The sequence below is a fragment of the Mycobacterium malmoense genome, assembly GCF_019645855.1.
GTDB classification, from domain to species: Bacteria; Actinomycetota; Actinomycetes; order Mycobacteriales; family Mycobacteriaceae; genus Mycobacterium; species Mycobacterium malmoense.
In genome coordinates this window covers 298,116-311,791 of sequence record NZ_CP080999.1, presented here as the reverse complement: position 1 = coordinate 311,791, position 13,676 = coordinate 298,116, and the positions used below count along the sequence as shown (strand labels likewise).

Here is a 13,676-nt window from a genome sequence, read left to right as displayed (position 1 = left end):
TGGAAAGGCCCGGAAAGGATTTGAGCCGATGACATACGTCCTCACGCAACCACCGATAATCGCGTCGGCGGCCGCGGACGTGACGGCCATCGGTTCGGCGATCAACGCGGCCAACGAGACCGCGGCGGGCGCGACAACCGGTGTGGTGGCCGCGGCCGGCGACGAGGTCTCGGCGATGACGGCGACGCTGTTCAACGCTTACGCCCAGGAGTACCAGGCGCTCGTCAAACAGACGGCGGTGTTTCACGACGGGTTCGCTGCGGCGTTGGCCGGCGCCGGGAGCGCCTACACGGAGGCCGAGATCGCGGCCTCGGGCGCGCTCGGCGGACTCGCCGCGCCGGCCGAGGCCCTGTTGGCGCCGTCGACCGCCGGTGCCGCGGGGGTAGCGGCGGCCAACGCGGCCACGGCGGAACCCGTTGCCATTTCTTTGATCTTGGGTGCCAGCGGCGTGCCGATCCCGTCGCTAAGCTACGTGGCCGAGGCTTACGGCAAATACATTTCCCCGTTTTTCACCACCGCCAATTTGCAAGCCGTATTCACTCCCGAGGGGTTATATCCGATCACCGGCATCAAGGACCTGACCTTGAACATATCGGTGGACCGGGGCCTGACGATCCTCAACAACGCCCTCATCGGACCCAGTGGACAGATCACGCTGGGAAACACCCCGGTCAACGTTTTCGGCTATTCGCAGGGCGCCATCCTCGCCGCGCTGGAACTGCCGCAGCTCGCCGCCGCCCACATACCGACTTCGGCCGTAAACTTCGTGCTGGTCGGCAACGAGATGACGCCCAACGGCGGCCTGCTCGCGCGCTTCCCCGACCTGAACATTCCGAGTCTGGGCCTGCCCTTCTACGGCGGGATGGCGTCAAATACCGGGTACACGGTTATCAATAACACGCTCGAATACGACGGCTTTGCCGATTTTCCGCAGTACCCGATCGACTTCCTCTCCGACCTCAATGCCGTTGCGGGCATCGTGTTCGTGCACCCCACATATCTCACCATTTCGCAAGCACAGATCGAATCGGCCATTACCCTGCCGACGTCCCCGGGCTACAACGGCGGCACCGTCTACCACATGATTCCGACCCAGAACCTGCCGCTGCTGGACCCGTTGCGCGCAATTCCGTACGTCGGGAACCCGCTCGCCAACCTGCTCCAGCCGGACTTGCGGTACCTGGTCAACTGGGGCTACGGCGACCCGGCCTATGGCTGGTCGACGGGACCGGCGAATGTGACCACGCCGTTCGGCCTGTTCCCGCCGCTCGCCGCGACCGCCGCGCTGCCCGGCGACCTGCTCAGCGGGGCCCAGCAGGGAATCGTCGCCGCCGCCAATACCTTGTCCGCACAGGGCCTCCCGTCGCTGCCGGACCTGTCGGGCATATCGCACGCGCTCACGTCGAACCTCGCGGCGCCCGGCGCGCTGGCCCTGCCCACCGGAACGTCCGTGGTCTCCGCGCTCGACGGCGCCATCTCGGGCATCCAGGCGGCGAACACCGCGCTCGTCAACGACATCGCGTCCGCGGCCTCGACGGCGTACGCGACCCTGCTTCCGACGGCGGACATCGCCACCGCCCTCACCACCACTCTGCCGTCGTATGACGCCAACCTGTTCCTGAACGGGATTTCGCAAGCGATCGGTGGCCAGCCCATTCAGGGGCTCATCAACGCGATCGGCGATCCGATTGCCGCCAATGTCGGGCTGGGCACGGTCTCCGGCGGTGTCGAGTTCTTGATCTTCGTGCTCGCACTTCAAACCATCTTGACCGGCGCACCGCACCCGACGCCCTGATCGGTGGCGCTACGGTTCGAGCACGAGCTTGCCGAGCACACCGCCGTCGGCCAGGCTCTGCAACGCGGCCTGGCCCTCCGACAACGGATAGCGTTGGGGCGGAGGCGGTCTCAGCCCCAGGAAAACCAGTTGGCTTAGCCCCCAGGAGAACAACGCCGCCGAACCGGGGACCTTGTTGAGGTACTCGCCCCACGCGACACCGATCACGCTGACGTTGCGCAGCAGCAGCCGGTTGACCTTGACGGTGGGGATACCGCCCGCGGCGAAGCCGATCACGAGCAGCTTGCCGTCGACCGCCAGGACCCGGATCGCGTCGTCGAAGGCGGAACCCCCGATGGGGTCGACGACGATGTCCACCCCGCGTCCGTGGGTGTGCTCACGCACCCGGTCGGCCCAGCCGTCGGACAGCGGCACCACGAAGTCGGCGCCGAGCGAGGCGACATAATCGGCCGCGGCCTCCCGGTGCACCACGCCCAGCACCTTTTTCGCGCCCATCGCCTTGGCGACCTGGATCGCCGCGGTGCCCACCCCGCCGGCGGCACCCAGCACCAGCACCGTGTCGCCCGGCCGCATCGCGGCGCGGCGAGCCAGCGCGAAATACATGGTGTTGTAGTTCACCAACAACGAAACCGCTTCGGCGTCATCGAGTTCCGCGGGACTGCGCATCACGTTAGGCACCGGAACGGCCACCTGCTCGGCGTAGGCTCCCAGGATTCCGAACGCCGAAACCCGCTCGCCTACATGGAAACTCGATCCCGCGGGCGCGGAACGCACCACGCCCGAGGCTTCCATTCCGGGCACGAACGGCGGCGGCAACTTCAGCTGGTACTCGCCCTTGCTCAGCAGCAAGTCCGGAAAGCAAACCCCGGCGGCGCGAACGTCTATGACGACGTGGTTACCGTCGCTGACGTCGTCGATATCGGTGTACACCATGCCGTCCGGCCCGGACAGCTCTTGTACCACACAGGCTTTCATGGCTCCTACAGCTTGAAGCCGGCCTTTTGCGCGGCCGAGAGGTCGGTGATCTCGGTCCAGTGCGCGGCGATGTCCTGCACTGACGGCGGCTTGTCGAAGTTGGCCCCGTCGTTCTCGAACAGCGCGACCCGCTGCACCTTGCCGCCGCCGACGACGAAAACCGAGCCGTTGTTGGGGTTTTCCTCGGTGCATAGGTAGGCCACCACCGGAGCGACGAACTCGGGGGTGAGCTTCTCCAGCACCTCGGGGGGCAAGATGTCCTGCGTCATCCTGGTCGCCGCGATCGGCGCGACCGCGTTGGCGTGGATGTTGTACTTGGCGCCCTCCAGGGCCAGCGTGTTGATCAGGCCGACGAGACCGAGCTTGGCGGCCCCGTAGTTGGTCTGGCCGAAGTTGCCGAACAGCCCGCTGGTCGACGTGGCGACGACGACCCGGCCGTAGCTCTGCTCGCGGAAGTGCGGCCAGGCCGCGCGCAGCACGTTGTACCCGCCGTAGAGGTGCACCTTGAGCACGGCGTCCCAGTTCTCATACGTCATCTTGTGGAAGGTGCCGTCGCGCAGGATGCCGGCGTTGCTGACCACGCCGTGCACGGCGCCGAACTCGTCGAGCGCGGTCTTGATGATGTTGGCCGCGCCCTCTTCGCTAGCGACGCTGTCGTAGCTGGCGGCCGCGCGGCCGCCCGCGTCCTTGATTTCGGCGACGACATGGTCGGCCATGTTGTGTCCGGCGCCGGTGCCGTCGCGGGCTCCGCCGAGGTCGTTGACGACGACGCTGGCGCCCTCGCGGGCGAGGGTGAGGGCGTATTCGCGGCCCAGTCCCCCGCCGGCTCCGGTGACGACGATGACACGATCCTGCACTCCGGGCATTAGGTTCCTCTCTCCTATTGGAAATAGGGGTTATTGGCGATCGGCGGTCGGCGCCGGCGGCGTCAGAACATTCTGCGGGCCATCTTGAAGGCCCGTTCGGTGTAGGGCGGATAGATGAAGCTCGACAGGTCGGGGCGGGTTGGCTTGGTCAGCACCGACTTGCGGTGGCTGAACTCCTCGAAACCATAGCGCCCGTGGTAGGCGCCCATGCCCGACGCGCCGACCCCGCCGAACGGCAGCTTGGCCGTCGACACCTGGAAGGCGAGGTGGTTGACCAGCATGCCGCCGGCCGGCACCTCCTTGATCACCCGCTCGCGGGTCTCGCGCGACTTGGTGAACAGATACGCCGACAGCGGCTTGGGCCGCGAGTTGACGAAACGTATTGCGTCGTCCAGGTTTTGGACGGTCACCACCGGCAGGATCGGACCGAAGATCTCGTTGCGCATCAGCGGCCCGTCCGGGTCGGGGTCGACGACGACGGTCGGTTCGATCCGCAGGGTCGACGGGTCGCAGCCGCCGCCGACGATGACCTTGCCGTCGTTACCCGACAGGTAGCCGCTGATGCGGTCGAATTGGCGCCGGTTGACGATGCGTATCCCGTGCGGCTCCTTGGACTGGAACTTGGTGAGGGCCGCGCCGATCTTGTCCACGAGTTCGTCGCGGATCTTCGCGTCGGCCAGCACATAGTCGGGGGCAACGCAGGTCTGACCGCCGTTGAGCAGTTTGATCCAGCCGATGCGTTTGGCCGCGACGTCCACATCGGCGTCGGCCGCGACGATCACCGGGCTCTTGCCGCCAAGCTCGAGCGTGACCGGGGTCAGGTGCGGCGCCGCGCCTTCGTAGACCTTGCGGCCGATCTCGGTGCCGCCGGTGAACATGACGCGGTCCAGGCCCTGCGCGATGAGCTGCTGGCTCACCGCGCCGTCGCCCTCGACCACCGCGATCGCGTCGTTGTCGAGGTAGCGAGGCACCAGCTCGGCCATCAACCGCGACGACGCGGGCGCGATTTCCGAGGGCTTGAGCACGACGGCGTTTCCGGCGGCGATCGCCCCGACCGCCGGACCCAGCGTCAGGTAGAACGGGTAATTCCAGGCGCCGATGATCAGCACGGTGCCGTACGGCTCGTACTCGATCCAGCCGCGGCCGGGAAGCTGCGGCAGCTCGAGCAATTGGTACCTGCGGCGCGCCCACCTGCGCACACGCTTGGCCGCGTACTTCGCTTCGCCGGCGGTGGTCGCGACGTCGGCGATATATGCCTCGAAGGGGTTGCGGTCCAGATCGTCGGCGAGCGCGGCGCCGATCGCGGCCTCGTTGTCTTCCATCAACTTTTGCAGCTGCAGCAACTGCCGCTTGCGCCACTCGATGTCACGGGTGCGACCGGTGGCGAAGGTTTTGCGGAGCCGGGCCACCGTCGCGGCGATGTCGACCGGCGCGGCCGCCGGGGACCCGCCCGTGGACTCGGATGTCTTCGGTGCGACCGATTCGGTGGTCATCGTTGTCCTTCCCTGCCTGGACCCTGCTCGGACCTCCCGGAGCGTGCCCGCCGCTCGTCGGGAAAGCGCGCACACGTGGTAATCGCGATCCTAACCATCGGGTTGGGAGAGCAGTGAAAAAGATCCTGGGAGGCGCGGCCGGGGACCGGTCAGGATTTGGTTGCCGTCACGAAGCTGTTGGTAAACGGCCGCTCCTCCGGCTGCGGCGCGCGGCCCAGTCGCAGCGCCTCCTCGCGCGCATTCACGGTGCGCACGGTCCAGCCGTGCCCGCCGAACCAGTCGGCACAGTCCGCGCGGTCCCCGTCGTCAAACCAGAGGTCGAAGGGGTTGAACGAGGTGTCTTGGCCGCGCGCCTCGCGCTTGGCCCGCAGCTCCTGCCACTTCTGCTCGGCCTCGCGGCGCTTCTCCTCGTCGACCCCGAAGATTTCAACCGCGACCCGGCTGCCCGGCCCGCTCAGCTCGTCGATCGAGGCGAACATGGCTTCCTGCGCCGCCGCCGGCAGGAACGGCAACAGCCCTTCGGCCAGCCAGGCCGTCGGGCGGGTCGCGTCGAAACCGGCGTCGCGCAACGCTTGGGGCCAGTCGTGGCGCAGGTCGACCGGCACCGGCCGCCGGTCGGCGGTCGGCGTGGCGCCGTGGGCGGCGAGCGTCTCGGCCTTGTATTCCAGCACCTTGGGCAGATCGATCTCGTAGACGACGGTGTCGGCCGGCCAATCCAGCCGGTAGGCGCGCGAATCCAGGCCGGCGGCCAGGATCACGACCTGGCGGATGCCGGCCCCAGAGGCTTGAGTGGCGTCGGCGAAGTACGCGTCGAAGAAATGCGTGCGCACCGCCTGGTAGTCGATCATGTTCTGCGAGTCGGGGGCGAAATCCGAGTCGTCGTCCGGCTCGGGGGCCCACCACGCGGCGACCTGCTCCCGAACCCCCTCGAGTTCGGGAGTGGACACCAGCACCTGGGCGAACTGGTCCCGGATGAGCGGGTCGGCGCTGGCCGTCTCGGCGGCGCGGGCCAGCGCGACCATCACCGCGGTGGCCCCGACGCTGGTGGCGATGTCCCAGGAGTCATCGGCGGTGCGCGCCACTAGAACCGCTCCGCGATGACAAACTCGGAGAACGCGTCCTTGTCGTCGGCGAGCGGCACATTCTCAATCCAGCGGCCCAGTCGGCGCATCTCGTCGGCCGATCGCTGCGCCCGAGCCCGCCAGCCGTGGTTGTTGAGCCATTCCGCGACGTCCGCCCGGTGGTCGTCGCGATACATCAGCTCCCCGACGTCGACGGTCTCCTCCAATCCCAGCTCGTCGGCCACCTTCCTGAACCGCTCGCGCATCTGCTGCCGACGCTCGTCGGCATGCGCCGGCGCGGTTTCCGCCGAGACCCGGCTTCCGGCGGGGCTCAGCTCACCGACCAGGGTGAACAACCGGTCCTGCGCCTCGGCGGGCAGGTACATCAGCAGGCCCTCGGCTAGCCAGGCCGTCCGCGCCGTCGGGTCAAAGCCGGCGGCGCGCAGCGCGGCCGGCCAGTCCTGGCGCAGGTCGATGGCCACCTCGCGGCGATCGGCCGAAGGAGTCGCGCCGTTTTCCGCCAGCGTGGTGGATTTGTACGCCAGCACCTGGGGCTGGTCGATCTCGTACACGACGGTGCCGGCCGGCCAGTCCAGCCGGTAGGCGCGCGAATCGAGACCCGACGCCAGAATCACCACCTGCCGGATCCCGTCGGCGACGGCGTCGGCGAAGTACGTGTCGAAGAAGTTCGTCCGCACCGCCTGATAACCACGCATGTGCTCGAGCTGGGCCGCGGAGTCGGCGTCGAGCGCTTCGACCTTGGCGGCAATCGCCGGGTCGAGCATGGCCTCCCACAGGACGCCGGCACCGGCGTTGGTGACCAGGAGTCGCGCGTACGGGTCGCGGATGAGCGCGTCGGGCCGCTCGGTTTCGACGGCCCGGGCCGCGGCCACCATCACGGCGGTGCTGCCGACGCTGGTCTTGATGTCCCAGGTGTCGTCGTGGGTGCGCAGTGAGCTCATCGCGTACTCCCGCTGTTCGATGGTCGGTTGGGTGGCGCGCCGAGACGCGCGCGCAGCAGCGTGCTGCGGACGGCGTCATCGGTCAGGTCGTCGGGAACCGGGCGGCCCAGCCGGGCCATCTCTTCGCGGTTGTTCACGGAGTGCACCTGCCAGCCGTGGTCGGCCAGCCACTGGGCGGCATCCGAACGGTCGGGTTCGTGGTAGGTCAGGGCTTCGACGTTGACGTCCAGGCCGAGCCGCTCCCGCATCCGCCGCCAGCGCTGCGTGTTGCCCCTCGAATTCATGCCGAACGCCTCGATGGCAACCTGGCTGCCCGGCGCGCTGAGGGCGGTGAACATCTCGAAGAGCCGGTCTTGGGCGTCGCCGGGCAGGTAGGGCAGCAGCCCCTCCGCAAGCCACGCGGTCGGTTGGGTGCGGTCGAATCCCGCGGCCGTCAGCGCCGCCGGCCAATCCTCACGCAGGTCGACCGGGACCGGGTGCCGGCGCGCGGTGGGAACGGCGCCGTGCGATTCCAGGATTCGGGTCTTGTACTCCAGCACCTGGGGCTGGTCGATCTCGTAGACCGCGGTGCCCGCGGGCCAGTTCAGGCGGTAGGCGCGGGAATCCAGCCCGGCGGCCAGGATCACCACCTGCCGGATCCGGTCGGCAGAGGCTTGAGTGGCGTTGCCGAAGTATTCGTCGAAGAAGTGGGTGCGCACCGCCTGATAGTCGACACCCAGCCGATGCACCCGTTGCCCCTGCTCGTCGCCGTCGAGCCAGGCCAGCTCGGGGTCGGTCAGCCGCGCCCACGCCGAACCGGCGGGCGACACCAATACCCGGGCAAAATCGTCACGGATCAGCGGGCTGGATCCGGCCGTTTCCACCGCACGCGACGCGGCGACCCCCAACGCGGTGGCGCCGACGAGTTCGGTGATGGCCCAACTGTCGCCGGCGGTCCTCAAGGACGGCGGTAACGAGGAATCCAGGTCAGTCATGTCGCGACAATGCTACCGAGTAAGTTAGGCAAACTATGCGGTCTGTGCGCCACGTCACTGGGCGCGCGTCGACGCCGCGCGTTTCAGGCCTCGGGCCGCCAGAGCGCACCCTCCAGCAGCTGGCGCAGCATGTCGGTGACGGCCAGCATTTCCTCGTAGCTGCGGACGTAGCCGGCGTAGAACCCCACACCGCAGAGCACCACCAGCAGCGTCTCGACCAGTGCGCAGGCGTCGATGTCAGCGGCGACCTCGCGACGCTCAATCGCGTCGCTGACCGCCCACATCAGAAATTCCCGGCTAATTCGCACCGAATCGTTTTCGATTCGGCTCAATTCCGGATGCCGTTGCGATTCGAGCACGGCGGTAATCAAAAACGCTGACACGGCGGGATTGTCGGAATTAGCGCGCACCGCGGCGGAGATGAACGCCGTCAGCCGCGCCATCAGCGTGGGCGCGCGCTCCGCCTCCCGGATGCCGGTCCTGATGACGAGGTCGTTGGTTTGCTCCAACACCTCCCGGTACAACGCCCGCTTGGTGGAAAAGTAGTGGTTGATCGCCGGCCTGGTCAGGTTGGCGCGGACGGCAATTGCCTGGAAGGTCGCACCGGCGTAGCCGCGTTCGCTGAATACCAGACGAGCGGCCTGAATGATGCGCTGACGCGTCTCGTCTGCCGTCGCGGCAGGGGGGCGTCCTGGCCGGCGACTCGCCGTTGGCCGCATTGCTAAAGTGTGCCACCGCCATGGTGTGGCATTAGCGCATTTGGCGGAATGTTGCCGAACTTTCCGGCTTGGTAGTCCTCCAGCGCTTCGATCAATTCGGCCCGCGAGTTCATCACAAAAGGTCCGTAGTGGAAAACGGGTTCGCGAATGGGCCGGCCGCCCAGAATCAGCACATCGATGGCCGTCACGCGGCGCGAATCCTGGGCCGGCCGGGCTCCCACGGTGATCCGATCGCCGGGTCCAAGCACCGCCAACTGACCCTGGTGAATCGGGTGCGCGACCGGGCCGACGTATCCGCTGCCGGACAACACGTACACCAGCGCGTTGAAATCACGCCGCCACGGAATGCTGAGCCGGGCTCCGTTTTCGATCGTCGCGTGCGCCAACGTGATCGGCGTGTGCGTGACGCCGGGCCCGCGCTGACCGTCGATCTCGCCGGCGATCATGCGAACCAGCGCTCCGCCATCGTCGGATGCGAGCAACTTGGCGTCCTCGCCCTCGATGGCCTGATACCGAGGCGGTGCGAACTTGTCTTTCCTCGGCAGGTTCACCCACAGCTGGATGCCGTGAAAGACGCCGCCGCTTTCGACCAGCTCGGCGGGCGGGGTTTCGATGTGCAAGATGCCCGAGCCGGCCGTCATCCATTGCGTCGCGCCGTCGGTGATCAGGCCGCCACCGCCGTGGGAATCCTGATGCGCGAATTTTCCGTCGATCATGTAGGTGACGGTTTCGAAGCCGCGGTGCGGATGCCAGTCGGTGCCCCTTGGTTCGCCCGGCTGATATTCCACCTCCCCCATCTGGTCCATATGCACGAATGGATCCAGAGCGGCGGTGCCGACCCCGGCGAACGCGCGAACCACCGGGAAACCCTCGCCTTCGTATCCTCGCGGCCCGGTGGTGATCGACCGGACCGGCCGCTCGGTGTCGGTCGGACCGGCGGGGCTGATCCGCGGCAGCGCGATCGTGTCTGCGGTGATAGCAGGCATGCTTACCTCCAAATTTAGCGTCACCTCATATAACCGGACTTCGGTCCGGTTATTCCCCGGTGCGCCACGGGTGAGGACGGCGACTGGATGGCAACCTTGCGAACCTCGCTACCGTGGGCGGCAGACGATCGTTTTATAGTGCAATATTTGCCGTGGTAGATGGTTGTCGCGGCATGCCCGGGCCTGAAAGGGTCGACGGCGGGAAGGTGACGCGGATGGAGCAGGACAAGGCGGCCGCCGATCCGGTGCGGGCGCCGCGATCGGTGGCCGACGTGGTGGGGAGGGTGGCCGGCTGGCTGCGCGCGAACCGCCTGGGATTGTTCTGCGTGGCGATCGTGGTGGGGATTGGCGCCGGGTTTGGCGCGGTGGCGTTCCGCTACCTGATCTACGGCTTCACCTGGCTGGCGACCGGGCAGGACGAGTTCGGGCAGCAGGGGCGGGTGGCTAGCGGCCACCTGCCTTGGTTGGGGGTCGGCTTTTTCGTGATCGTCCCCGTGCTCGGCGGGTTGTTGTACGGGCCGTTGATCTCCCGGTTCGCCCGCGAGGCTCGCGGCCACGGCGTGCCGGAAGTCATGATCGCGGTGGCCGAAAACGGTGGCCGCATCCGTCCCCAGGTGACGGTGGTCAAGGCGCTGGCCTCGGCGCTGTGCATCGGCGCCGGCGGCTCCGTCGGGCGGGAGGGCCCGATCGTGCAGATAGGGGCGGCGCTGGCGTCCAGCCTCGGTCAGTGGGTGCGGATGCCGGAAAACCGGCTGCGGGTGCTGGTGGCCTGCGGCGCCGCCGGCGGCATCTCGGCCACGTTCAACGCCCCCGTCACGGGGGTGTTCTTCGCCGTCGAACTGATCCTGCGTGAGCTCTCGGTCGAGGCGGTCTTCACCATCATGCTCTCGGCGATGGTTGCCGACGTGATCGCCCGGGTCTTCTTCGGCTCCGCCCCTTTCCTGACCCAGCTTCCCGCCGGCATCGAACTGGACCACATCGCCAATTACCTTTTGGTGGCCCTTCTCGCGGCGATCGCGGGGCTGATCGGGGTTGTGTTCACCAAGGTCCTGTACGCGACCGAGGATCTGTGCGACCGGGTGTGGGGCCAGCGTCCGGCCTGGGCGCGGCCGGCGGTCGGCGGGATCGCGCTGGGCCTGTTGCTACTGGCGGTGCCGCAGCTGTACGGGGTGGGCTACCCGGTGGTGTACGCCGCCTTCGCCGGCCACTACGCGCTGTGGTTCCTGGTGATCCTCGCGGCGGGCAAGATACTGGCCTGCAGCCTCACCATCGGCATCGGCGGCTCGGGCGGAGTGTTCGCGCCCGCGTTGTTCGTCGGAGCCACTTCCGGCATGGCCTTCGGGCTGATCGTTCAGCACGTAATCGGCACCGCCGTCGGGCATCCCGCGCTCTACGCGATCGTCGGCATGGGCGCCGTGTTTGCCGCCGCCGCGCGCGCCCCGCTCACGGCGCTGGCCAGCACGGTCGAGATGACCGGGGACTTCACCCTCACCCTGCCGGTCATGCTGGCCGTCGCCGTCGGCACGACCGTGTCCCGCGCGCTTTCCTACGGCACCATCTACACCACCAAACTGCTGCGCCGCGGCATCGACATCGACCGCGTCACTCCCACCCATGCATTCGCCAACCTCACCGCGGCCGACGCCATGCACCGGTTCACCGTTCCGCTAGACCTCACCGGCCTGGCGGGCGACGCCGACCCCGACTGGACGACCCTGCTCGGCCCGGTCACCCGGGTCCGCGAACCGCAGGCGCTCTTCGCCAACGACAGCCTCGCCCAGGCCCTGCGGCAGCTCGTCCTCTACGGCCGCGACGGGCTGCCGGTCATCGACACCGAGGCCCGGCGCGTCCAGGGCTGGCTGACCAACCAGAACGTGCTGCGCGCGGTCGACGCCTACCTCGCCGACGCCCAACCGGACATCGCGGCCAGCCACCAGGCCGCCGAATGGGCCGACCCGCAAGCCCCGACCGCCGAACACGATCCGCGAAGCCAGCTCGCCGGATACCGCATCGTCGAACACACCCTCACGCCCGATTCGGCCGCGGTCGGCCGGATCGTCGGCGAACTCGACTGGCCCACCGGTCACTTCCCCGTGTCGGTTCTCCATAACCGGCAGCTCGTCGACGCCGACGCGGCCGTGCGACTCGCCGCGGGCGACCGGATCAACGTCCTCATTCCCAAAAACGGCACGAGCGGCCAGGATACGGCGACTCGATCGTGAGACCACGGCGAAGCGCAAGCATCGCGGTGCCTACGCGGACTTGCCACGCGCGCTGCTGGCCGCCTCCCTTTCCGTGGCCGAGCCCTCGTGGGTCAACGTCCCGCCGGCGCTTTCGAGGTGCGCCCGAACGAACCACTGGAACTTCTCCAGGTGGGCGGCGTGCTCGATCAGGATGTCCTGGGTGACCGGGTCCAGTTCCTCGGTCTCGGCGATCGCCTTGCGGATGTCTTCGATGACGCCGGTGTAGACCAGGTCCAGCGCCGCCAGATGCGATTGGACGCAGTCGCGGCCGACCGAATAGTCGTCCCAGGTGCGATCCTTGACGATCGCGCCCGGGGTGCCCTGTGGCGACGCCCCGAGAGCGGCGATGCGCTCGGCCACCTCGTCGGCATAGCCACGCACCGCCTCGACCTGCGGGTCGATCATCTCGTGTACGCCAATAAAGTTGGGGCCCACCACGTTCCAGTGAATGTGCTTGAGCGTCAGATGAAGATCGTTGTAGGTGCTCAGTTGCTTTTGCAGCAGCTCGGCAAGCCGCGCCCCCTGCTTGTCCGTCAGTCCCGGAATAGTGAACTGCGTCATCGATTCCTCCTGGTTCCGCGCTGTCACTTTCCCGGTGGGATACCCGATGGCCGTTGCCGAAAACCGCGGGCCGCGTCAAAGCCGGCTGATCTGCTGCACCGGCAGCCGCGCACCGCGGCGCGGTTCGGATGCCAGCCCACTGGTCTCGAGCAACCGAACCACCCGGTGGCGGTGCGGTCGCATCGGTTCGAGCAGCTCGAGCATCACCGCGTCGTCGACCGGGCGGCCCAGCAATGTCCAGCCGATCATCTTCGGGATGTGGTAGTCGCCCACCGATACGGCGTCGGCGTCACCGAAGGCCCGTTGCGCGGTCTCCGCGGCGGTCCACTCGCCCACACCCGGCAGCGTCGTCAACGCTTCGCGGGCCCCCGCCGGCCATAACGCCAACCGTTCCAGCGAAGCGGCTCGCCGCGCACAATTCACCACCGTCTGCGCCCGTCGCGGGTCGACATTGGCCCGGTGAAATTCCCACGACGGGATGTTTCGCCAGACCTCGGCCGGCGGCGGTACCCGCATGCCGGCCGGTGCCGGTCCGGGCGCCGGCGTCCCGTACTTGGACACCAGCAGGCGCCACGATCGAAAAGCGTCGGCGCCGGGCACCCGCTGCTCGATGACCGCCGGGATCAGGGCTTCCAGCACCAGCCCGGTGCGGCCCAGCCGCAGGTGCGGAACCCGGCGGTGCGCGGCCGCGACCGTCGGGTCCCGCGGCACGAAATCCGAGGCGTCGTCATCGGCGCCCAGCATTGCGGGCAGCATCTCGATGAACTCCGGCGCGCCGTTACCCCACGCCAGGCATTCGGCCGCGTTGGGAGCCGCGCGGCTGATCCGCGCCGTCACGGGTCCGGTGGGCACCAGGCTGGTTCGCCAGATGGCGCCGTCACCGGGGATTTGGAAGCAGGGATCCCGAGGCCCCCGGCGCAGCGGCGCCAACGTGTGCCCGAAGCTGGTCGCCCCGGGGAAGGTGACAGTGCGCGCGCTCTTCAACCAGTAACCCTTCAGTCCCAAAAGGTCCAGCTGGTTTTACGGACCGCGCTGATTGAC

General features: G+C 68.0%; 12 protein-coding genes. 2 read left to right on the top strand and 10 right to left on the bottom strand.

The features are described from left to right. The first annotated feature begins 28 nt into the window (after window positions 1-28). Entirely contained in the window at window positions 29-1,795 is a 1,767-nt protein-coding gene (locus K3U93_RS01455) for a PE family protein (RefSeq protein ID WP_083009085.1), read from the top strand. Between the two features lie 9 nt (window positions 1,796-1,804). Here K3U93_RS01455 and K3U93_RS01450 read toward each other — a convergent pair whose 3' ends face one another. The 8 genes from K3U93_RS01450 to K3U93_RS01415 all read right to left on the bottom strand — a co-directional run bounded on the left by K3U93_RS01450 (window position 1,805) and on the right by K3U93_RS01415 (window position 9,831). Further along, a complete protein-coding gene (locus K3U93_RS01450) occupies window positions 1,805-2,770 on the bottom strand; it encodes an NADPH:quinone oxidoreductase family protein (RefSeq protein WP_083009083.1) in 966 nt (321 codons plus the stop codon). Between the two features lie 5 nt (window positions 2,771-2,775). Further along, window positions 2,776-3,636, bottom strand: coding sequence for an SDR family oxidoreductase (locus K3U93_RS01445; RefSeq protein WP_083009082.1), 861 nt, complete (start codon window positions 3,634-3,636; stop codon window positions 2,776-2,778). Between the two features lie 62 nt (window positions 3,637-3,698). Next, window positions 3,699-5,129 (bottom strand): aldehyde dehydrogenase family protein, encoded by a 1,431-nt coding sequence (locus tag K3U93_RS01440; RefSeq protein WP_083009080.1) that lies wholly within the window; start codon window positions 5,127-5,129, stop codon window positions 3,699-3,701. Between the two features lie 149 nt (window positions 5,130-5,278). Next, window positions 5,279-6,151, bottom strand: coding sequence for an SAM-dependent methyltransferase (locus K3U93_RS01435; protein WP_230981728.1), 873 nt, complete (start codon window positions 6,149-6,151; stop codon window positions 5,279-5,281). A gap of 59 nt (window positions 6,152-6,210) precedes the next feature. Beyond that, a complete protein-coding gene (locus K3U93_RS01430) occupies window positions 6,211-7,143 on the bottom strand; it encodes a class I SAM-dependent methyltransferase (protein ID WP_139796741.1) in 933 nt (310 codons plus the stop codon). A 5-nt stretch (window positions 7,144-7,148) separates the two neighbouring features. Further along, window positions 7,149-8,126 carry a class I SAM-dependent methyltransferase gene (locus K3U93_RS01425; RefSeq protein ID WP_083009073.1) on the bottom strand — a complete coding sequence of 326 codons (978 nt, stop codon included), beginning with the start codon at window positions 8,124-8,126 and terminating at the stop codon, window positions 7,149-7,151. A gap of 83 nt (window positions 8,127-8,209) precedes the next feature. Then, window positions 8,210-8,845: a TetR/AcrR family transcriptional regulator gene (locus tag K3U93_RS01420; protein ID WP_071512609.1), complete on the bottom strand. Its 636-nt coding sequence runs from the start codon at window positions 8,843-8,845 to the stop codon at window positions 8,210-8,212. Window positions 8,846-8,847: 2 nt separating this feature from the next. Continuing rightward, a complete protein-coding gene (locus K3U93_RS01415; protein WP_083009070.1) occupies window positions 8,848-9,831 on the bottom strand; it encodes a pirin family protein in 984 nt (327 codons plus the stop codon). Window positions 9,832-10,004: 173 nt separating this feature from the next. On the opposite strand from K3U93_RS01415, the gene K3U93_RS01410 reads away from it, so the two are divergent. Next, on the top strand, window positions 10,005-12,053 hold the full coding sequence (locus tag K3U93_RS01410; RefSeq protein WP_230981558.1) for a chloride channel protein: 2,049 nt from the start codon (window positions 10,005-10,007) through the stop codon (window positions 12,051-12,053). A gap of 30 nt (window positions 12,054-12,083) precedes the next feature. On the opposite strand, the gene dps is transcribed toward K3U93_RS01410, so the two are convergent. Both dps and K3U93_RS01400 read right to left on the bottom strand, forming a co-directional pair. Next, complete coding sequence (gene dps / locus K3U93_RS01405; RefSeq protein ID WP_071512786.1) at window positions 12,084-12,635, bottom strand: DNA starvation/stationary phase protection protein Dps; 552 nt, start codon at window positions 12,633-12,635, stop codon at window positions 12,084-12,086. A gap of 75 nt (window positions 12,636-12,710) precedes the next feature. Then, entirely contained in the window at window positions 12,711-13,619 is a 909-nt protein-coding gene (locus K3U93_RS01400) for a DNA-3-methyladenine glycosylase family protein (protein ID WP_083009177.1), read from the bottom strand. Window positions 13,620-13,676: the final 57 nt, after the last annotated feature.

What these genes read in the sequence shown, in the direction of transcription:
- K3U93_RS01435 (WP_230981728.1), bottom strand. Translation starts at nt 6,151, where the DNA reads ATGGTCGCGCTGGCCCGCGCCGCCGAGACGGCCAGCGCCGACCCGCTC.
- K3U93_RS01440 (WP_083009080.1), bottom strand. Translation starts at nt 5,129, where the DNA reads ATGACCACCGAATCGGTCGCACCGAAGACATCCGAGTCCACGGGCGGG.
- K3U93_RS01410 (WP_230981558.1), top strand. Translation starts at nt 10,005, where the DNA reads ATGCCCGGGCCTGAAAGGGTCGACGGCGGGAAGGTGACGCGGATGGAG.
- K3U93_RS01455 (WP_083009085.1), top strand. Translation starts at nt 29, where the DNA reads ATGACATACGTCCTCACGCAACCACCGATAATCGCGTCGGCGGCCGCG.
- K3U93_RS01425 (WP_083009073.1), bottom strand. Translation starts at nt 8,126, where the DNA reads ATGACTGACCTGGATTCCTCGTTACCGCCGTCCTTGAGGACCGCCGGC.
- K3U93_RS01415 (WP_083009070.1), bottom strand. Translation starts at nt 9,831, where the DNA reads ATGCCTGCTATCACCGCAGACACGATCGCGCTGCCGCGGATCAGCCCC.
- K3U93_RS01420 (WP_071512609.1), bottom strand. Translation starts at nt 8,845, where the DNA reads ATGCGGCCAACGGCGAGTCGCCGGCCAGGACGCCCCCCTGCCGCGACG.
- K3U93_RS01450 (WP_083009083.1), bottom strand. Translation starts at nt 2,770, where the DNA reads ATGAAAGCCTGTGTGGTACAAGAGCTGTCCGGGCCGGACGGCATGGTG.
- dps (WP_071512786.1), bottom strand. Translation starts at nt 12,635, where the DNA reads ATGACGCAGTTCACTATTCCGGGACTGACGGACAAGCAGGGGGCGCGG.
- K3U93_RS01445 (WP_083009082.1), bottom strand. Translation starts at nt 3,636, where the DNA reads ATGCCCGGAGTGCAGGATCGTGTCATCGTCGTCACCGGAGCCGGCGGG.